This window comes from Rhizobium etli CFN 42 (assembly GCF_000092045.1).
GTDB lineage: Bacteria > Pseudomonadota > Alphaproteobacteria > Rhizobiales > Rhizobiaceae > Rhizobium > Rhizobium etli.
Genome location: NC_007765.1, coordinates 1 through 18,862 on the forward strand (window position 1 = coordinate 1; position 18,862 = coordinate 18,862).

Here is an 18,862-nt window from a genome sequence, read left to right on the forward strand (position 1 = left end):
AAGGCCCGAAAGCTTTGCGCCAGTCGCAGCTGTTAGGGGGATTGTAGAACGGCAGTCGGCCATCTTCTTCTCTTCCTTCCCGCGCTTTTGTTGAAATAAACGGTTAACCATGTCATAGATGGCGGAAGGAAACAGCCGCTTTGCTTCCATTTGTGAGAAACTATAAAGCTTAACAATGCGCTACGATATCGACGGTGTAATGCTCCAAACCCTGCTTCCATTGCTTGCCGCGGCGGAGGACGCGGCGGCGCGGCTGGACGAGCGGGTGTTGCGCTCATCGGTTGGTGAGGGATTTGCCGAGCGCAGCCACTTCTTCGATGCCGCAGGTGCGTTATGGGTCGCCGGCGAGCTCGTTCATGTCGAGGATCTCGTTCTGCACGACGCGCATATGGATAGCCGCGCTCCCAGCCATGAACTGACGATCGCCCATTCGGTGCTGCGGACGCGTCGGCGCATCTGGACCGGCGAACCGTCCTGGGCGCTCGGCGCCTCGGGGCTGGCAACGCTGACGGCGACCACAGGGGAAGGGGAGGGTCTCACTCCCGAGGCCAAGAGCCCGGCGGCTGCGGTCGAGGCCGACGACGAGGGCGAGGATGAAGACGCGCCGCTCGCCGCCGAGATGGCCGAGATCGATGCCATTCTTGCCCGCTCGCAGAAGCTCATCGACATCCATACGGGCAAAGCGCCGTCCGGCGAGGAGGCGGCCGCAATATCTCCGGCCAAGCGCAACTATGACCCTCTCGGCCTGCTAGGCGACGAGGAATGGGATGAGGAGCAGCGGCTTGCGGAGTGGCGAGGCGTGCTGCCATTGGCCGACAGCCTGCCGCCGGTTCTAGGCGCCGTCATCCTGTTCGAAGCCTGGGACAGGATCGAGCCGTTGCGGCGTCAGCATTGGCTCGGCGGACTTCTGGTCGAAAGCTACCTGCGCGCCCGCGGTAAGGTCGCTTCGCATCTCTTTTCCTTTTACGGCGGGCTGAAATTGGTGCGCCACGAGCGGCGTCGGGCCCGTGACCGGGCGACGCGGCTGCAAGCTTTTCTCGAAGCGATGCAGCTGGCTGCGGCGGCGGGCCTCAAGGAAATCGACCGGCTGTCGCTGGCGCGCACGCAGATGGAGCTGCGCTTTCGCGGCCGCCGCTCGAACAGCAGCCTGCCGGAACTGGCCGATTTCATTCTGTCGCGGCCGATGGTCTCGGCGGCGATGGTCGCCCGCCATCTGCGGATTACGCCGCGCGGCGCGCTGAACCTCGTCAATGAGATCGGCATTCGCGAAATCACCGGGCGCGGCCGCTATCGTGCCTGGGGTATCATCTGAAACGAAAGCGGCCGGGTCGTGAACCCGGCCGCTTCGTTTTGAGATGAGCACCCGATCTGCCATCTGTCACAGAGTGCAGACCGGGGCTCTTGCGCTTCCATTGCCCCCGGAAGCGCGATCCTATTCCCGTTCGCCCGTGAAGTTGAGCAGAAGCTGGAAGATGTTGACGAAGTTCAGGTAGAGCGAGAGCGCACCGAAGACGGCGAGCTTCTGGTTCGATTCCTGATCGTAATTTTCCGAATATTGTTCCTTGATGTTCTGGGTGTCGTAGGCGGTCAGACCGACGAAGACGACGATGCCGATCACCGAGATCGCGAACTGCAGCGCGCTTGAACCCAGGAAGATGTTGACGATGCCGGCGATGATGATGCCGAAGAGGCCCATCATCAGGAACGAGCCCATCTTCGACAGGTCGCGCTTCGTCGTGTAGCCGTAGAGGCTGGTGGAGCCGAACATGGCGGCGGTGATGAAGAAGGTCTGGGCGATGCTCGTCTTGGTGAAGACCAGGAAGACGGAGGCAAGCGACAGGCCCATCACCGCGCAGAAGGCCCAGAAAGTAATTTGCGCAGTGCTCGCCGACATCGTCTGGATGCGGAACGAGAAGAAGAAGACGAAGGCGAGCGGCGCGAGCATCACCACCCACTTCAGCGGCGAGCCGAAGATCGGTACGTAAAGCGCCGGCGTCGAGCCGACGATGAAGGCGACGATGCCTGTAATGACTAGGCCGAGACTCATATAATTGTAGACGCGCAGCATGTGCTGGCGCAGACCCTCGTCGAAAAGGGCCTGGGAGCCGGGTACGGCGTTGTAACGGGGATTGATCGGGTTCATGCTGATCTCCTCGGTTTGAACTAATAGAGAGAACGGGCGAGCCGTTCGGCCGCCTGATCGAGATTGAGGCCGCTATCCTCGGCAATCAGCGCATAGGCGACCTCGCCGATTTGCCAATAGGCGGCTTCTGCCTTTTCAAGGGCGAGATGGCTGACCGGCTGGACCTCGAAGGCGCCAGGCCGGACGGCGAAAAGCGACAGTCGCTTTCCGTCCGCCACCGTGATCGCCATCTCGACGCTGGGACCGAATTCGGACGGGAAGATCTGCACGTCGGCCACCTTCCAGTCTTTCGGCAATTCGGGCATGACGATCGCGGTGGCGGAACGGATGTCCTCGGCGCTGAAGATCGTCGGCGTCTGCGCCGGCATCGAGGCGCGGAGGGTCGCGGTCTGGTAGGCGCGAACGGCATCCTCGACATAGGCAGGCGCCGGAACCGAAGCCGATACTTCGGTTGCTGAGAAGGCGCCAAAGGAATTATGCGCCACCCAGCCGGCGGTAACCAGAATGCCAACGGCGGCGATGCGCTGCATAGAGTGGAAAATGCGGCCGTAGGAAAGGCCACGCTCCAGCCGGCGGGCGGCATCGCGGATATCGGGGCGGCCGAAGGCGCTTTCGCCGGCAAGCGCCAGGCGCAGCTCACCCTTCATGCTGAGATCGGCCATCACCTTGGCGGCAATCGCGGGGTGCGCCGAAAGATAGGATTCCACCTGGATGCGGCGGGCGACATCAAGCTCGCCATCCACATAGGCGTCGAGATCGGCATCGACGATCGGATCAATTGTCTTCATTGCCGTTCCCTCCGATTAATCGCAGATGCGAAACGCGCGGCGTCTTCTCCTCGAATTCGCGCAGCTGCGCGCGGGCGCGGGAGATGCGCGACATCAAGGTGCCGATCGGAATGCCGAGCGCATTGGCAGCTTCCTGATAGGAAAGGTCTTCGATCGCCACGAGATGCAGCGCCTCGCGCTGTTCCTCCGGCAGGTCGAAGAAGGCATCGCGTACCTGCTGCAAGCGCACGGCGTGTTCCTGGCCGGCCGGCAAGGACCGATCGGCCTCGACAGCCGCTTCGTCGTGGCGGCGCGTCAGCGACCGGTTTTGGCGAAGGCGATCGATATGGGCATTGTGCAGGATGGACAGCAGCCAAGTGCGCAGGTTGCCGCCGCTGCGAAAGCTCTTCTTCTTCTCGAAGGCGCGCACCAGCGCATCATGCACCAGATCCTCGGCCTCGTCCGAATTGCGCACCAGCGCGCGCGCGTAGCGCCTCAGCGCGGCGAGCTGTCCGATGACGTCGAAGGGGCGGTCTTTGCGTTCCATGATTGAGTATACGCAAGCGCGCCGGATTTTATTCCCGGCACGGCAAAAAAATCATCCGGAGGAGAGATCGCTGCCGAAGATCCGGCCGCCATGCGATGAGCGCCTCAAATCGGCAATTGTTTATGACAGTTATATGACTGATCATTCACCCCGCTGATTTAAGGGGAAGATACGAAATGAAGGAAAAGAAGCGGGTCTACGAGGCTCTCGTGGACGGCGCCATGGACGGGCTGACGGGTGAGGCGCTTTATGATTTCGTTAAGATGCGTTGTCCGAAGGCCACCAGCAAGAAGATCGTCCGGGCCTCGCTTCTCGCCCTGACCGATCCTCATCTCAAAGACCGCAATATTCTCGACGTGATCTATACGCTTGCGATCAAGCATCGTCTCGATGAAGGCGTGCTTGATGATGGCGACGAGGACGAGCCCGCCGAGCTGGCGCCGTTCTCTCGGACGCCGAGCCAGGACAGATTCCGACTTCCCTGAAATACTCAGCCGCCGTCCGAAAGTTCTTCGAGAATCGGACAATCCGGCCGGTCGTTGCCATGGCAGGCATGCACGAGATGCTCCAGGGTGCGGCGAAGTTCCGTCAGTTCACGGATCTTGCGGTCGATCTCGCCAAGTTTGCTCTCGGCGATATCCTTGACGTCGGCGCTCGCCCGGGCTTTGTCTTCATAAAGCGCCAGCAGTTGCCGGCATTCCTCTACTGAGAAGCCGAGTCCGCGTGAGCGCTGCAGGAAGCGCAGCTTGTGGACGTCGCTTGCCGCATAGTCGCGATAGCCGTTTCCGCCCCTTTCGGGGCGGATGAGGCCGATATCCTCGTAATAGCGGATTGTCTTCGAAGGCAGGCCGGACCGCTCAGATGCCTCGCCGATGTTCATTGCCGTCTCCTATGATTTCGCAAAGCGCAGTCTCAGCGCATTTGCTATCACCGAGACCGACGAGAGGCTCATCGCCGCCGCCGCGATCATCGGCGACAGCAGCAGGCCGAAGATCGGATAGAGCACGCCGGCTGCGACCGGCACGCCGAGCGCATTATAACCGAAGGCGAAACCGAGATTCTGGCGAATGTTGCGCATCGTCGCCTCCGCCAGCCGCCGTGCCCTGACGATGCCGTTGAGGTCGCCCTTTACCAATGTAATGCCGGCACTTTCCATCGCAACGTCGGCGCCGGTGCCCATGGCGATGCCGACATCGGCCGAAGCAAGGGCCGGCGCATCGTTGACGCCGTCGCCGGCCATGGCGACGACGGCGCCGTTGGCGCGCAATTCCTCGATCAGCGCCTTCTTGCCTTCCGGCAGGACGTCGGCGCGGACCTCATCGATGCCGAGGCTCTTTGCCACTGCGCGCGCCGTCCGCTCATTGTCGCCCGTCGCCATGATGATCTTCATACCGCTCTCGTGCAGCGCCTTGATGGCGACGGCCGTTGTCGGCTTGATCCGGTCGGCGACGGCGACGAGGCCAGCAAGCGTACCGTCGAGCGTCACGAACATCACCGTCTTGCCGTCACCGCGCAGGGCCTCGGTCTTCTCCGACAGCGCTGCGGGATCGATGCCGAGATCGGCGAGCATGGCCGCATTGCCGAGCGCTATGCTTGTGCCGTCGACAAGGCCCTTTACACCCTTGCCGGTCTTCGCCTCGAAGCCGGTGATCTCGACGAAAGTGACGCCGCGTTCTTCGGCGCCGGAGATGATCGCTTCGGCCAGCGGATGTTCGGAGCCGCGCTCCAGGCTCGCGGCCAGCGACAGCAGCCGGCTTTCCTCGGTTCCGCCGAGGGCAACGATGTCGGTAAGCTTCGGCTTTCCTTCGGTCAGTGTGCCTGTTTTGTCGACGATCAGCGTGTCGACCTTGGAAAAGCGCTCCAGTGCTTCGGCGTCCTTGATCAGCACTCCTTCTCCGGCGCCGCGCCCGGTCGCGATCATGATCGACATCGGCGTCGCAAGACCGAGAGCGCAGGGGCAGGCGATGATCAGTACGGCGACGGCGGCCAGCAGCGCATCGGCGAGGCTCGGTTCCGGCCCGATCGCGGCCCAGACAATGAAGGCAAGGATAGCCGTGACGACGACGGCCGGCACGAAGAAGGCCGACACCCGGTCGACCGCGCCCTGGATAGGCGCCCGCGAGCGCTGCGCCGTAGCGACCATGTCGACGATGCGCGACAGCACCGTGTCGGCGCCCACCTTTTCGGCCGACATGACCAGCGAGCCGTTCTTGTTGATCGTGCCGCCCGTCAGTCCGTCGCCTTTCGACTTCTCGACGGGCAGAGGCTCGCCTGTAATCATCGATTCATCGACGGTCGACTGGCCCTCGACGACGGAGCCGTCCACCGGAATGCGTTCGCCGGGACGCACGCGCAGCCGGTCGCCGGTTTGAATTTCCTCGACCGGTAGGTCGCTTTCGCTGCCGTCGGCAGCGATCCGCCGCGCCGTCTTCGGCGAGAGGTCGAGCAGGGCGCGGATCGCCGAACCGGTGCGTTCGCGCGCCTTCAATTCCAGCACCTGGCCGACGAAGACGAGCGCGACGATGACGGCCGCCGCCTCGAAATAGACGGGCACGGAAGCGCCATGGCCGCGAAAGCTCATCGGGAAAATCCCGGGCGCTAGCGTGGCGACGAGGCTGTAGACATAGGCGGTGCCGACGCCGAGACCGATCAGGGTCCACATGTTCGGGCTGCGGTTGACGAGAGACGCCCAGGCACGCCGGAAGAAGGGCAGGGCCGCCCACAGCACCACAGGTGTTGCCAGCAACAGCTCGATGTAACTCGCCTGCGGTTCGCCGATCGCTTCGCGGAGCGGCAGGCCGAGCATCGGCCCCATGCCGAGCGCCAGCAGCGGCAGCGCAAGGATGGCGCTGACCCAAAGCCGTTTGGTGAAATCGACAAGTTCCGGGTTCGGGCCTTCGTCAGCGGGAGGAATACCCATCGGTTCCAGCGCCATGCCGCACTTCGGGCAGTCGCCGGGACGGTCGCTGATGACCTCCGGATGCATCGGGCAGGTATAGAGCGTGCCCTTCGGCGCCGGCTTTGCTACCGGGCGATTGCCGTCGCGATAGGCCGTGGGGTCGGCTTCGAATTTCGTCTTGCAGCCGGCCGAGCAGAAGTAGAATTTCTCGCCCTCGACCTTTAAGAAATGTTTGGCCGTCGAACGATCGACGGTCATGCCGCAGACAGGGTCCTTCGCTGTCAGGTAATCCTGGGGTGCGGCCGCAAATTTCGTCCGGCAGCTTTCGGAGCAGAAATGGTAAAGGCGGTCAGCATGGGTAAGGGTGGGCTTGCCGGCTTGCGGATTGACGGTCATGCCGCAGACGGGATCACGAATGACCGTGTCGGCGACCTTGCCCCGGTCATGGCTGCAATGGCTATGATCATCATCGCCATGGGCGTGGCCGTGATGGTGGTCGTGTTTTGTGTTCATGCTGGTCTCCTATGCCCGCAAGGCAGTTGGAGAGACTTATCGACCTTCCAGCAACTGGAAGGTCAAGCGCTAAATTTGGGCGAGATCGATTTTTCGACGACCGCCGCTCGCTTCCAGAGCTGACGGCGCGCGCGATCTTCAGATCGGGCTGATAAGCCCGACCGGCTGGGTCCCGAGCAGGGCAGAGACTGAAATGCTGCCCCCTGGCTCGATCGTCTTTCCGGTCAGGAGATCCGCCTTCAGGCCGTGAAGAGGGGAGGGGACGGCGATCATAGTATCTTCCCAGAATTCAGGACCGGCAAAAAGCACGCCAGGGTCGAGCCAGCCGAACATCAGCCGGGGCGCGGCGATGATCGCGAAATCACCATCCTGCACACGGGCAAAAGCGAGCAGATGGTCACGCCGGCTGCCCGTCGCTTTTAACGGCAGATAGTCGCCTTTCGAAAACAGAGTCGGCTGCCGCCGCCGCAATTGAAGGCTGATCCCGACGATGCGCTGCTTCAACGCCGCCGCCTGAAGCTTGGCGATCGGTCGGGCTTCATCAAGCCAGGCTGCCAGCTGTTCGTGGTCGACAGGTCGGCGATTGTCGGGATCGACAAGACTGAAATCGAAACCTTCCGCGCCCTGGTAAATGTCGGGAATGCCAGGCGCCGTCAGCTTCAGCAGTGTCTGCGACAGGCTGTTGACGTAGCCCGCCGCAATGAAGGGCTGCAGCACGCTTTCGAAATCTTCGAGAAAGGCGTCATTGTCCGGCGACACCAGCGCCGCGGCATAATTCGTGACGGCGTCTTCATACGCACCATCCTGTTCCGTCCAGGCAGTGCGCAATTTGGCCTCGCGCACCGCCTTGACCGCATAGTCGGTAAAGCGGGCGCGAAGCTCGTCCATCTGCCCTCTGTCGAAATCCTCCGGCCAGACGCCGGCAAGCGCCTGATACAACATCCATTCGGTATTCGGCTCCGGTGCCACGCCATCCGGCAGATCCTTCAGCCACGGCCGGTTCATGTCACGCCAACGCGCCACCGCCTGGGCAAAAACATCCGCCCCTTCGCTCAAGGCATAGAGCCTTGCGCGGGCATCCTCGCCGCGCTTGGTGTCGTGGGTCGCCGTTGCCGAAAGCCCATGCGGCTGCAGCCGCGCCCGTTCGGCCATGCGGCGATGGAAGCCGTCCAGGCCCTCCGGCGGCTTGCCCGGTTCGCTGCCGACTTCGTTTGCGGCAAGCAGCCTGTTATAGCGGTAGAACAGCGTATCCTCGGTCGCCTTCGCCATGACCGGCCCGCTCAATTGCTGGAAGCGGATTCGGAATTCATGAGCCGCATCGCCGTCGATCCTGCCTTCTAGAAGCTTCAGCACATGATCGAGCGCGCGCCGGTCGTCGAGTTCTGCCATGACTTGCGATGCGGTTGCGGCAAGGACGGCCGAATCCTGCCAGGAAAGCGGACCGCCGTCGCCATAGGTGCGGTAGACGGGAAAGGCGATCAGCAGCGCGCCGAGCGCGGTGGCGATCTCTCCTCGGTTGAGTTCGGGAAAGATGCCCGCCGCGATCGCTGCCAGCCTGGCGGTCTCCCCGGCGAAATTGCGCTCCACCATCTGTTGCCTGGCAAGCCGCCGGCCCGCCTCGGGATCACCCGTTTCGCCGGCGAGGCTGCGATAGGCGTCGTCCAATATGCGCAGTCCGCCAGCATCGATGAAGAGTTCGCTCAGCGCAGCGATAAATTCATATCCTGTGGTGCCGGCAACCGGCCAGCTCTCCGGCAGCACCTCGCTTGCTCCGAGGATCTTTTCCACGACGATATAAATATCGGCTCCGACCGCTGCCCGAAGCCTGTCGAGATAAGCCTTGGGCTCGGCAAGCCCGTCGACATGATCGATGCGCAGGCCCTGCACCTTGCCCTCGCGCACCAGTTCGAGCACCAGCCGATGCAGGTCGTCGAACACTGGGGGATCTTCGACGCGGGTGCCGACCAGTCCGGTCACTTCGAAAAAGCGGCGGTAACTCAGATGCCGCGCCGCGTCTTTCCAGTGGGTAAGTCGCCAATGCTGCCCCTCATGCAGGCTTCTGAGAAAATCATGATCGGAAGAGATATCCTCGAGTTTTTGCCGGAGAGTGGCCCGATTGCCGCCTTCAAAGAGGATGTCGCGGATCGCCCGGGCGAAATCCTCGCCTGAGGTGACGGCCTCCGCCATCCGCGTTGCGACCGGATCGCCGAGCCGGTTTGCGATCGCGCCGTAGCTGCCGGGGTTCAGCGGCAACAGCGTTTGGAAATAAGCCATGGCGAAGTTGCCCTGGGTTTCGTCGAGCACGAGCTTGAGCTCGCCATCGGTGAGCGCGCCGTCGAAATCCTGGCCGAGCTGCGGCAGCGTCAGCGGCTCGCTCCAGTCGATGTCGAAATGGCCGGCATAGGTGCTTTGCCGACCGAAGGCCAGCACGTCGCGCCACCAGGCGTTTTCCGGCGAAGCGGCCATGTGGTTGGGGACGATGTCGAGGATCAGCCCCATGTCCGCTGCGGCAAGACTTTCCGTCAGCCGGTCGAACCCCGCCCGGCCGCCGAGCGCCGGATCGATTTCGTTGGCGTCGGTGACGTCATAGCCATGGGTTGAGCCGCTGACGGCGGTGAAGATCGGCGAGGCATAGAGATGGCTGATGCCGAGCGTCTTCAGATAGGGAACAAGGTCGCGGGCGCGATCGAAGGTCATGCCGTTGCGAAACTGTATCCGGTAGGTCGCAGTCGGAAGAATCATGAGGCCGTCTGACGTTGGAGAGAGACTCTTCCAACGGTTGTCGCCCGGCTTTGGTTCCTTCAGTCGATGAAAACGCCGACACTTGCGGCGCGCCCGGCCGAATCGATGACGGTCAGTTTGGAATAGCCGCCGCCATCGGGCTGCCATTGCTGCGTGCGCCGGCGCGAGAGATCGGGTAAGGGCTTGCCGTTGGCAAGCCAGCGGAAGGGCGCACGGCCGCCTTGCAGCTTCAGCATCAATGGCGACAGATCGCCGCCTTTTGCACCGAGATCGATATGGGCGCCTTCGGGCGGATAAACGATCTGCGGCGCGGGTTCGCGGCCGGAGGCGACGAGCAGGCCGCTGGCGTTGAGGGCAAAACGCCGCTGGCTGATCGGAAGCTCCGATTGGGCGATGCGCACGGCGCCCGCCGGCGGGCGCGGCAGGGGCGTCGTTGCAATACCTGATTTGGCAAAAGCCTCGAACAGGATCGGTGCCGCGGTGCCGTAGCCGGTCAGACCCGGGACGGCGCTGTTATCGGGCCGGCCGACCCAGATGCCGAGAACAAAACGCCCGTCATAACCGACCGACCAGGCGTCGCGATAGCCATAGCTCGTGCCGGTCTTATAGGCGATGCCGCGCTGCGGCGCGCCGGCGGGAGGGATGACGCCGGAGAGAATATCGGCGACGTTCCAAACCGCGACCGGCTCGAGCAGCGGTTCGCCGTCGAGCTTGCCAGGTGTACCGGTGATGCCATCGCCGAGCCTTGCCGGCTGACCGCGATCGGCGAGCGCCGTATAGAGCTGCACCAGATCCTTGAGCGTGATGCCGACGCCGCCAAGACCGATTGCCAGTCCCGGCGTTTCGTTCGCCGGCAGGGCAGGGCGCACCTCGGCGCGGCGGAAACGCACCAGCAGCCGTGACGGCCCGACGGCATCGAGCAGCTTGACGGCCGGCACGTTCAAGGAGAGCTGCAAAGCCTCGCGCACGGTGACATCGCCCTGATAGCTCATGTCGAAATTGCGCGGGCGGTAGCCGAAGAAATCGGCAGGCCGATCTTCGATGATCGTCTCCTGGGACACGAGGCCCTGTTCGAAGGCGAGCCCGTAGATGAAGGGCTTGAGCGTCGATCCGGGCGAGCGGTTGACGCGTGTCATGTCGATCCAGCCGGAGCGGCTGGCGTCAAAATAATCGGCCGAACCGACCTCGCCAACGATCGCGCCGGTCTGGGCATCGGCCATCACCATGGCGAGCGAAAGCTTCGGCCCGAGTTTCATCGTCGCGGCACGGGCGACTTGCTCCAGCCCCTGCTGCACCGGCTTCTTCAAGGTCGTCTGGTGCTTGAGGATCGCCGGCTCCTTGCGCAGCGCGGCTTCAGCGAGATGGGCGGCGAGGGCCGGCAACTGCAGGCGCCGCGGCGGTATGGCGACAGCTTCGGCCCGCTCCGCTTCACCGTCGCCGACCGCCTCGGCCACCGCGGCGCGATCGAGCACGCGCTTGCGCGCCTCCTGTGCCGCCTTCAGATTACGATCCGGCCGGCGCCGTTCCGGCAATTGCGGCAGGGCGACGAGCAGGGCGGCTTCGGCGACCGTCAGGCGTCGCGGCTCCTTGCCGAAATAGGCGAGACTTGCGGCGCGCACGCCTTCGAGATTGCCGCCATAGGGCGCATGGGTGAGATAAAGATCGAGAATCTCTTCCTTTGACAGCCGCCGTTCGGTCTGCACCGCGCGGACGAGCTGCAGAAGTTTTGCCGAAAACGAGCGTTCCGCTCGCGGCTCGATCAGCCGCGCCACCTGCATCGACAGCGTCGAGGCGCCGGAAACGATGCGGCCATTGCGGATGAATTGCAGGCTCGCCCGCCCGAGGGCCCAGGCGTCGACGCCGCCGTGATCGTAGAAACGCTGATCCTCATAGGCAACAAGCATGCGCAGGAACTGCGGATCGACATCGGCGACCGTCGTCTTCAGCCGCCAGCGGCCTTCACCGGTCGCGAAGGCGCGCAGCAACTGCCCGTCGGCATCCAGCACTTCCGGGGAAACCGTATCCGCCCTGTCGAGTGGCGGCGGAAAAGCCTTGTCGGCGGCGTCGAGCGCAAGCATGGCCGCGCCGGCAAGAAGAATGCCGGCGGCGGAGCCGATCGCAAACTTGCGCCACAGCCTCATTGTTGCGCCGCCACGACCTCCATCTTGCCGGTCGCCGTGCGGGCCGAAAGCTCGGGTCGATACATGTCCTCGACGCTTGCGGCCGGATGGTCGTAGGTGCCGGGAGTGACGGCACGCACGACATAGGCGACGTTGAATTCCCGTTCGTCGCCGGGTGCGCGGTTGAAGGCGGCGACGAAACGATCGTAACGGAATTCTGTATGGGCGGCGGAGATTTCGCCGATCCAGTCGAAATTCGTCATCTGGGCGCTGTCGACGAGGTTGGGATTGTCGATCTCGAAACCGGCCGGCAGGAGATCGGTGATGACGATGCGCGACTGCCAGTCGTTGGTCTCGCGCACATGGATGACGACGACATAGCGTTCGTTCTGCTGCGCTTCGCTGACATTCGCCTCTTCGCCGTCGAGCGTGTAATAGCTGCGCTCGATGAGGAAACCGTCGCCGCCCGCCGTTAGCGGCACGGTCGGGGCGGCAACGGTGGTGACGACAGCCGAGACCGCGTCATTGGTCTGGTTGGTCAAGGTCAGCGGATGGTCGGCGAGCGCCTCGCCGGTCATCCGGGCCATGTAGGCGCCGGTGTGCGGCGCGCCATTGACGTCGACCTTCAACCCGTCATCACCGCCCTGGATGGCGCGGGCGGCAAGCAGCATCCAGCTTTCTTCCTGGGTGCTCTTGTATTTGCTGCGGCCCCATTCCTTGGCGACGGCCTTGGCGAGATCCGGGACGACAGGCGGCACCGGCCGGCTTTCGGCGGCAAGCGCCAGGATGGCCGCGCCGTCGCGCAGGATCGTGCCATAGTCGGTACGCGACAGGTTCACTCGCGACACCATCGACTGCTGCGACATCTGCAGCGCGTCGATGAAAATGTTCTTGGAGCGCTGGGCGTCGCCATAGAGCGCCAGTGCGGCGGCAATATGCGCCTTGGCGAGCGGCGTCGGGAAGTCGTTGATCATCGTATCGGCGTAATAACGCAGATCGCTGATCGCCGCCTTCTTGTTGCGGGCAAGGACATAGATCGCATAAGCGATCTGGTCGCCCTGGCCCTTGATGTCGGTCGTATAGGAGAGCGTATTCTGCAGGTTTTCGAGCGCCTGCACGAAGGCCTTTTCCGGCACGTCATATTTCATTTCGCGGGCTCGCGTCAGGAAATCGGTGACGTAGGAATCGAGCCAGACGTCGCCCGAATCCGGCCCCCAGAGACCGAAGCTGCCGGCCGAGGCCTGATAGGAGAGCACGCGGTAGATTGCGTCCTGCACGCGCTTGTGCACGTCGTCGTCGTTTTCGATGCCGGCCTGCTTCGCCACCTCGGCGAAGTAGAGCAGCGGCAGGGCCCGGCTGGTGGTCTGCTCGGCGCAGCCGAAGGGATAGCGGTCGAGCGTCATCAGCAGCGCCGGAATATCGAAAGCGGCCGAACGGGTGACGTTGACGCTGATCGCAGCCCCGGGCAACACGCTGTCGGCCAAGAGGTTCTTGTCGACGGTGAGCTTGGCCCCCGGCTTCAGCGCAAGCACCCTGCGCTGGGTGACCGGCAGGGATGCCGGGCGTACCGGCACGTCGACGGTCTGGTCGAGCGACAGGCCGGAGGCGTCGGAGAGGTTGATCGAAACGCTGCCGGCGCCCGGCTGCTTGCCGAGGAGCGAAAGCGTCAGTTCAGTCTTTGCGCCGGCCTCGAGGCGGATGGTCTGGGCGGCGGAGGCCTGCTCGATGCCGACCGCCTCGTTGCCGGTCAGTTGCAGTTTGAAATCGCCGGCCGGCGCATCGGTGTTGGCGATGTCGAGGCGCAGATTCGCCTTGTCGCCGGGGGCGAGGAATTTCGGCAGGCTCGCGGTCACGACAACGGGATCACGGATGATGACGTCCTTGACGCCGTGGCCGACACCGCTCTTCGACCAGGCGACCGCCATGACCCGGGCCGTACCGTTGAATTGCGGAATGTCGAAGGAGACATTGGCCTTGCCTTCGGCGTCGAGCTTCACCGGACCGGAGAAGAAGGCGACGAGCTTCTGCGTCGGCGGGCTGGCCTGCAGCGCAATCGCGCCGCCGTCGCCGCCGGTCCTGAGCTTGCCGGTCGCGCCCAGCGAACCGTCGATCAGGCGGCCATAGAGGTCGCGGATTTCAAGGCCGAGCTGGCGCTGGCCGAAATACCAGTCCTCAGGATTCGGCGGTTCGTAGCGCGTCAGGTTGAGAATGCCGACATCGACGGCGGCAACCGTGACATAGGCATCCTCATTGGCGCCCGCGCCAGCCACCTGCAGGCCGATGTTCAACGGTCCGCGCGGCAGCATCTTTTCCGGCGTGTCGAGCTTGACCTGCAGCGCACGCTGCTCGGGATCGACCTTCAGCCATTGGATGCCGATCGAGCGCATCGGCATGTGGCTGTCCTGCGCGTCGCCGGGGCGGAAGAGCGTCGCGGTCACATAGGCGCCGGCGCCCCAGTCCGCGGTGACGGGGATATCGATCTCGCCGCCGGTCTCGCCGACCGTCGTATTATGCACGGCGACCAGCTTTTCGGTTCCGGCCGTTACCATCAGCTCGCCGCCGTAGCGCGAGGTGACCTTCAGCTTGGCCGTCTCACCGATCTTGTAGCTGCCCTTATCGAGAGCGATTTCCAGGCCGTCGGGCGTTTCGGTCGAGGTCGAGGCCACGAACCAGCCGGCGTCGAATTCAACGCTTGAGGTCGGACCGTCGGCATCCGGGCTTTCCACTTCGAGGCGATAACGGCCCCACGTTACCGGCACCGAGATCTTGCCGCCGTCCATCGTCGCATCGACGCTGCCGTTGGAAATCTGCTCGGCGGTGTAAACCGGTTCGTATTTCCACGCCGTTCCCTCGCGATACCATTGGTATTCGCGGTTGAGGCTATAGAATTTCCAGCGCAGGCCCTTGGCCTCCTGCTTCTTGCCGTCGGCATTGACGCCGATCACCGTGAAGTTGGCGATCGAATTCTCGGGCAGCTCGTCGGAAAATTCCGGCTTGATGCCGATCGTCGCGCGCTCGCTCTTTACCGGAATGACAAGCGACCGCTCGATGGCGCGCCCGCCGGCTTCCTGCATCCTGATATAGACGGTGGCGTTGAGCAGCTGCGTCGTCGCCGGCAGATCGCCGACGGTCAGATCGGTCGAAGCTTGCCCGTTCTCGTCGAGCTCCGGCAGGCCGTCGATCGGCAGGCGGGAATCTTCGTTCGCTTCTTCGTCGGCGAGCCCGAACAGGAAGCCCTTATAGGCGGCGCTCTCACGCGTCGGCTTGACGACGACGTCGCCCTCGAGCGTCAGGCCGGCGGCCGGAGCGCCGTAGAGATACTTGCCGGAGATGGTGATATTCGCCGGCGTATCCGGACCGATTTCCTTGGCCTCGGTCTTGATCTCCATGTCGGTGCGATCGGGCACGAAATCATCGACCAGGAAACTTTTGCTGGCGATCGCGCTGCCCTTCGGATCGGTATAGATGTTCATCGTCCAGGTGCCGCGCATGGCGTTTTCCTGGGTGGCGAAATCGACGGAATAACCGCCGAGATTGCTGGTCTGGCTGACGATCCGCCGATCTTCGACGCCATCCGGGCGGCTGAAGATGAAAGTGAGCGGCAGGTTCTCGATGGCATTGCCGTCGGTGTCGCGGGCAAGCGCCTGCGCATGCACCGTCTCGCCGGCGCGGTAGATGCCGCGTTCGGTGAAAGTCAGAACGTCGATTGCGCCGGGTGCGGCGCGGCCGGTGACGCCGCGGTCGGAGAGGTCGAAGCCGGCCCGGGTCATGTCGAGGAAGACATAGTCCGACATGCCGTTCTTGGCGGCGATGACGGCCGGCGTCAGCGCCGCCGTGCCGCGGATCAGCCCGGCGGTGAAGGTGGCGCGGCCGTTTTCGTCTGTCGTCGCGGTGCCGAGCACTTCATTGTTCTTGGCAAGCAGCTGCAGCTCGACGCCTGCTATCGGCTTGGCCGAGGCGAGCGAGCGGGTGAAGACGTTGAGCCCGTCGGTGCCGGCATAGGTGGTGATGCCGATATCGGAGACCAGGAACCATTGCGTCGCCTGCGAATCCCACTCCTGCGCCGGGCCGTTCGGCGCCGTTGCCGTCAGCACGTAGATGCCGGGCTTGCGCTCCGGCAGCGCCTCGTCGACCGGGAAGCTGGTGACGATGTCCTTGTTCAGCTCGTTGGCGATTTCGATCGAGCCCTGCCAGACCAGTTCGCCGTTCTGATCCTCGATGCTCTGGGCGCTGTAGCCATCGAGCTGGCTCAGGAACTGCGAGTTGGTCAACAGCGGCGCGATGGCGCGGTCGCCGATGCGGTAGAGCTTGAGGTTGGCTGAGGTCATGTTGACCGAGACGATCGGGATGCCGCGGCGTGCCGTCGAGGGCAGCACGAAGCTGTCGCCGGTAAACCGCACCATCTGGCTGCGGTCCTTGATGTAGACATCGATGGTGACGGGCGCTTCGAGCGTCTCGTCGACGGACGACGGCAGGCCGGTGCGGAAGGCGATCTTATAGGTCTCGCCGTGAGTCAGGCCCTCGACGCAGATCTGCTTGTCCTTGGTTTCCACCGCCTTGGGAGCGGCGCCGTTGAGCGTCACGAAGGGCGTGTAGTCGGTGGTCTTGACGAGCGCTTCGGAGAAGGTGGCGCAGGCCCGCGGTGTGGCGCTGTCGGCGTCGACGGTGTGTTCGGTGATGCGGAAGCCCTGCGTCGCCTTCAGCTGCAGATAGGCCGTCTGCACATCGTCGGAGGCAACCAGCGCCAGGCTCGCCTTGTAGGCGTCGAGCGCCGGGCGGTAATTGGCGTTTCGTTCCAGCGCGGTGGCGAGCACCGAGAGCGCCTCGGCGCGCTTGGCCTTGGTGCGCGTCAGCTCGTAGCCGTTCAGCGCGTCGAGCACGGCCTGGCCGGTGACGCTGCTCTCGGTGCTGCCGTAGGAAATGGCCGCACGTGCGGTTTCGAGCCAGAGATCGGCATCGCCGGGGGTGATCGACAGCGCGCCGTGGAAGGCTGTCAGCGCGTCGGTCAGGTTGTTGGCGGTCATGTCGAGGCGGGCGCTGGCCGTCAGGCTGTCGAGGCTCTGGCCCTGCTGGGCGTCGGTCAGGGCAAGATTGTCCCTGAAGTCGTGGGCCTGCTGGATCAGGTCGTTGGTCAGGAAGGTCAGGCGCGGCGCCGCACCGATATCCGGCTCCTTCTGGGCGGCCGTCTCGACGATCTTGCCGGCGATGGCGCCGGGGAAGGCATTCATCGTCTTGAAATCGGATTTGAGGAAGCACCATTTCACCTTTGGATTGTAGGTGAAGGCCTTGCAGCTCTTGTCGCCGATGCAGGAGGTCTTGCACTGATCGAGCGATACGTTCTGCTCGGTGCGAAGGTCGAAGCCGAAGAAATCGGCGTCCTTGATCGTCTGGATATCACGCTTGGTTTCTGCAGCGGCGGCTGGAAAACCGACGGCGACCATGGACAAAAATGCGATGCTGGCGAAAGCGAAGAACGAGCGCACGGACATAGATTCCCCCCAAGGATACAGGCGATGCTGGCTCTGACCGGCCGCACTCTCCTCACTCCTCACGAGATTGTCAACTCAACTTGAGGGTTGGTTCAACTTCGCACAGGCGCTTTCTTCGGCCTGTCACATCGGCGTGAGCAACCGGTTTGTGATTTGCAGCTTTTGCAAGGGTGAGCAAGGATTTGGCCGACCCTTTGGAGCTAGCCCGATGTCCATGTCTTCCAACCGCCGGCGCCTCGCCGCGTTCCTTGCCGTCGCGGCTGTCTTGCTCGGTGCGGATGTAACCGCCGCTGCCGAAGAGGCGGTCGTCATCCCGCCGCCTGAGATCGACGAGGCTGCCGGCTCCGGCACCGAGACCGCAATTTTCGCCGGCGGCTGCTTCTGGGGCGTCCAGGGCGTCTTCCAGCATGTGAAGGGCGTAGAAAGCGCCGTCTCCGGTTATGCCGGCGGCACGGCCAAGACGGCGCAGTATGAAACCGTCAGCACCGGCTCGACAGGTCACGCCGAAGCCGTCGAGGTGAAGTTCGATCCGAAACAGGTCAGCTACGGCAGGTTGCTGCAAATCTTCTTCTCGGTGGCGCACAACCCGACGCAGCTGAATTACCAGGGCCCGGACCGGGGCACGCAATATCGCTCGGCGCTGTTCGTCTCAAATCCGCAGCAACGCAAGGTCGCCGAGGGTTATATCGACCAGCTCGACAAGGCGCATGCCTTTCCGCGGCCGATCGTCACCAAGGTGTCCGATGCAGCCGGCTTCTATCCTGCCGAAGCCTATCATCAGGATTTCCTGACGCTCAACCCGACCTATCCCTATATCGTCTATAACGACCTGCCGAAAATCGAGAACCTGAAGTCACTGTTTCCCGCCGACTATCGCAGCCAGCCGGTCCTCGTCGGCAAGACCAAGGGCTGATTGGCTGGTCAGGGCATGATGTCGATCGGCGTATGGTCTGGGACGCGCGCCCAGATCTCGCCCATTTCCGCATTGGTGACGGCAATACAGCCATCCGTCCAGTCCCACAGGCGATGGGCTTGCCCGAGCCGGCCCCAGCCATTGGGCAGCCCGTGGATCATTGATATTGCCACCTGGCGGAAAGCCGTTCACTTCAGCCGCCCGCTGCTCTTCCGGCTTCGGATAGGAAATATGCAGGCTCAGATGCGCCGTCGATTTCGGATTGCGCCAGTCTATTTCATAGGGGCCTTCCGGCGTCTTCTCGTCGCCTTCGCGTTGTTTCGGGCCTGCATCGGCAGCACTGCCCAGAGAAATTTCATAGGCCGCGATGGGAGCGTCGCCTTTAAGGAAAACCATGCGGCGTTCGGATTTATAGACGCGAATGAGGTCGGCGCGTTGTTCCATCGGCGCGGCCGGGGGCGGTGAGCCCGAGCCGATCCTGGCCATCACCTTGGTGTAGGCGAAAAGGCTGACGGCCGCGATGGCCAACACGATAATCTTGTTTCTCAAGTCGCCCCTCAGTCCTCAAGCCGTTGAATAATCACATCGTGTCATTGCGCCCTCAACCAGAGGTGCGCGCTCAAGATCGGCCATGGTTTTCCTGCGCTGCCAGCGCCTCCTTACGAATTCATTAACGTTAACAATACCTTAAATCAAAAAAATCGCGTTTCACCGCGGAACATATCGTCA

Annotated in this window: 11 protein-coding genes and 1 pseudogene; 3 read left to right on the forward strand and 9 right to left on the reverse strand. The window is 63.3% G+C overall.

Going from position 1 to position 18,862, the window contains the following annotated elements:
* Positions 1–175: 175 nt before the first annotated feature.
* Positions 176–1,312: an RHE_PE00001 family protein gene (locus RHE_RS24030; RefSeq protein WP_011427860.1), complete on the forward strand. Its 1,137-nt coding sequence runs from the start codon at positions 176–178 to the stop codon at positions 1,310–1,312.
* Between the two features lie 120 nt (positions 1,313–1,432).
* On the opposite strand, the gene RHE_RS24035 is transcribed toward RHE_RS24030, so the two are convergent.
* From RHE_RS24035 to RHE_RS24045, 3 genes are read right to left on the reverse strand one after another with little or no spacing between them, the layout of a single operon-like run.
* Entirely contained in the window at positions 1,433–2,143 is a 711-nt protein-coding gene (locus RHE_RS24035; RefSeq protein ID WP_011427861.1) for a Bax inhibitor-1/YccA family protein, read from the reverse strand.
* Between the two features lie 20 nt (positions 2,144–2,163).
* Positions 2,164–2,931 (reverse strand): anti-sigma factor family protein, encoded by a 768-nt coding sequence (locus RHE_RS24040; RefSeq protein WP_011427862.1) that lies wholly within the window; start codon positions 2,929–2,931, stop codon positions 2,164–2,166.
* Complete coding sequence (locus RHE_RS24045; protein WP_011427863.1) at positions 2,918–3,457, reverse strand: sigma-70 family RNA polymerase sigma factor; 540 nt, start codon at positions 3,455–3,457, stop codon at positions 2,918–2,920. The genes RHE_RS24040 and RHE_RS24045 overlap by 14 nt, the downstream gene beginning before the upstream one ends.
* A gap of 176 nt (positions 3,458–3,633) precedes the next feature.
* Between RHE_RS24045 and RHE_RS24050 the strand changes: the two genes are divergently transcribed.
* Positions 3,634–3,942 (forward strand): hypothetical protein, encoded by a 309-nt coding sequence (locus RHE_RS24050; protein WP_042119802.1) that lies wholly within the window; start codon positions 3,634–3,636, stop codon positions 3,940–3,942.
* A gap of 5 nt (positions 3,943–3,947) precedes the next feature.
* Here RHE_RS24050 and cueR read toward each other — a convergent pair whose 3' ends face one another.
* The 5 genes from cueR to RHE_RS24075 all read right to left on the reverse strand — a co-directional run bounded on the left by cueR (position 3,948) and on the right by RHE_RS24075 (position 17,220).
* Positions 3,948–4,337 (reverse strand): Cu(I)-responsive transcriptional regulator, encoded by a 390-nt coding sequence (gene cueR / locus RHE_RS24055; RefSeq protein ID WP_011427865.1) that lies wholly within the window; start codon positions 4,335–4,337, stop codon positions 3,948–3,950.
* 9 nt (positions 4,338–4,346) lie between these two features.
* Positions 4,347–6,869 (reverse strand): heavy metal translocating P-type ATPase, encoded by a 2,523-nt coding sequence (locus RHE_RS24060; RefSeq protein WP_011427866.1) that lies wholly within the window; start codon positions 6,867–6,869, stop codon positions 4,347–4,349.
* Between the two features lie 138 nt (positions 6,870–7,007).
* The gene (gene treY / locus RHE_RS24065) at positions 7,008–9,611 is read right to left on the reverse strand and encodes a malto-oligosyltrehalose synthase (RefSeq protein ID WP_011427867.1); all 2,604 of its coding nucleotides are present in this window, start codon (positions 9,609–9,611) and stop codon (positions 7,008–7,010) included.
* Positions 9,612–9,670: 59 nt separating this feature from the next.
* Entirely contained in the window at positions 9,671–11,752 is a 2,082-nt protein-coding gene (pbpC, locus tag RHE_RS24070; RefSeq protein WP_011427868.1) for a penicillin-binding protein 1C, read from the reverse strand.
* Complete coding sequence (locus RHE_RS24075) at positions 11,749–17,220, reverse strand: alpha-2-macroglobulin family protein (RefSeq protein WP_011427869.1); 5,472 nt, start codon at positions 17,218–17,220, stop codon at positions 11,749–11,751. The genes pbpC and RHE_RS24075 overlap by 4 nt, the downstream gene beginning before the upstream one ends.
* 208 nt (positions 17,221–17,428) lie before the next feature.
* On the opposite strand from RHE_RS24075, the gene msrA reads away from it, so the two are divergent.
* Positions 17,429–18,133 carry a peptide-methionine (S)-S-oxide reductase MsrA gene (gene msrA / locus RHE_RS24080; protein WP_011427870.1) on the forward strand — a complete coding sequence of 235 codons (705 nt, stop codon included), beginning with the start codon at positions 17,429–17,431 and terminating at the stop codon, positions 18,131–18,133.
* A gap of 8 nt (positions 18,134–18,141) precedes the next feature.
* Here the strand turns inward: msrA and RHE_RS24085 are convergent.
* Positions 18,142–18,682 (reverse strand): annotated as a pseudogene (locus tag RHE_RS24085) (L,D-transpeptidase family protein).
* Between the last annotated feature and the right edge of the window lie 180 nt (positions 18,683–18,862).

Coding starts and splice junctions, on each gene's coding strand:
- RHE_RS24030 (WP_011427860.1), top strand. CDS start 176: ATGCGCTACGATATCGACGGTGTAATGCTCCAAACCCTGCTTCCATTG.
- RHE_RS24035 (WP_011427861.1), bottom strand. CDS start 2,143: ATGAACCCGATCAATCCCCGTTACAACGCCGTACCCGGCTCCCAGGCC.
- RHE_RS24040 (WP_011427862.1), bottom strand. CDS start 2,931: ATGAAGACAATTGATCCGATCGTCGATGCCGATCTCGACGCCTATGTG.
- RHE_RS24045 (WP_011427863.1), bottom strand. CDS start 3,457: ATGGAACGCAAAGACCGCCCCTTCGACGTCATCGGACAGCTCGCCGCG.
- RHE_RS24050 (WP_042119802.1), top strand. CDS start 3,634: ATGAAGGAAAAGAAGCGGGTCTACGAGGCTCTCGTGGACGGCGCCATG.
- cueR (WP_011427865.1), bottom strand. CDS start 4,337: ATGAACATCGGCGAGGCATCTGAGCGGTCCGGCCTGCCTTCGAAGACA.
- RHE_RS24060 (WP_011427866.1), bottom strand. CDS start 6,869: ATGAACACAAAACACGACCACCATCACGGCCACGCCCATGGCGATGAT.
- treY (WP_011427867.1), bottom strand. CDS start 9,611: ATGATTCTTCCGACTGCGACCTACCGGATACAGTTTCGCAACGGCATG.
- pbpC (WP_011427868.1), bottom strand. CDS start 11,752: ATGAGGCTGTGGCGCAAGTTTGCGATCGGCTCCGCCGCCGGCATTCTT.
- RHE_RS24075 (WP_011427869.1), bottom strand. CDS start 17,220: ATGTCCGTGCGCTCGTTCTTCGCTTTCGCCAGCATCGCATTTTTGTCC.
- msrA (WP_011427870.1), top strand. CDS start 17,429: ATGTCCATGTCTTCCAACCGCCGGCGCCTCGCCGCGTTCCTTGCCGTC.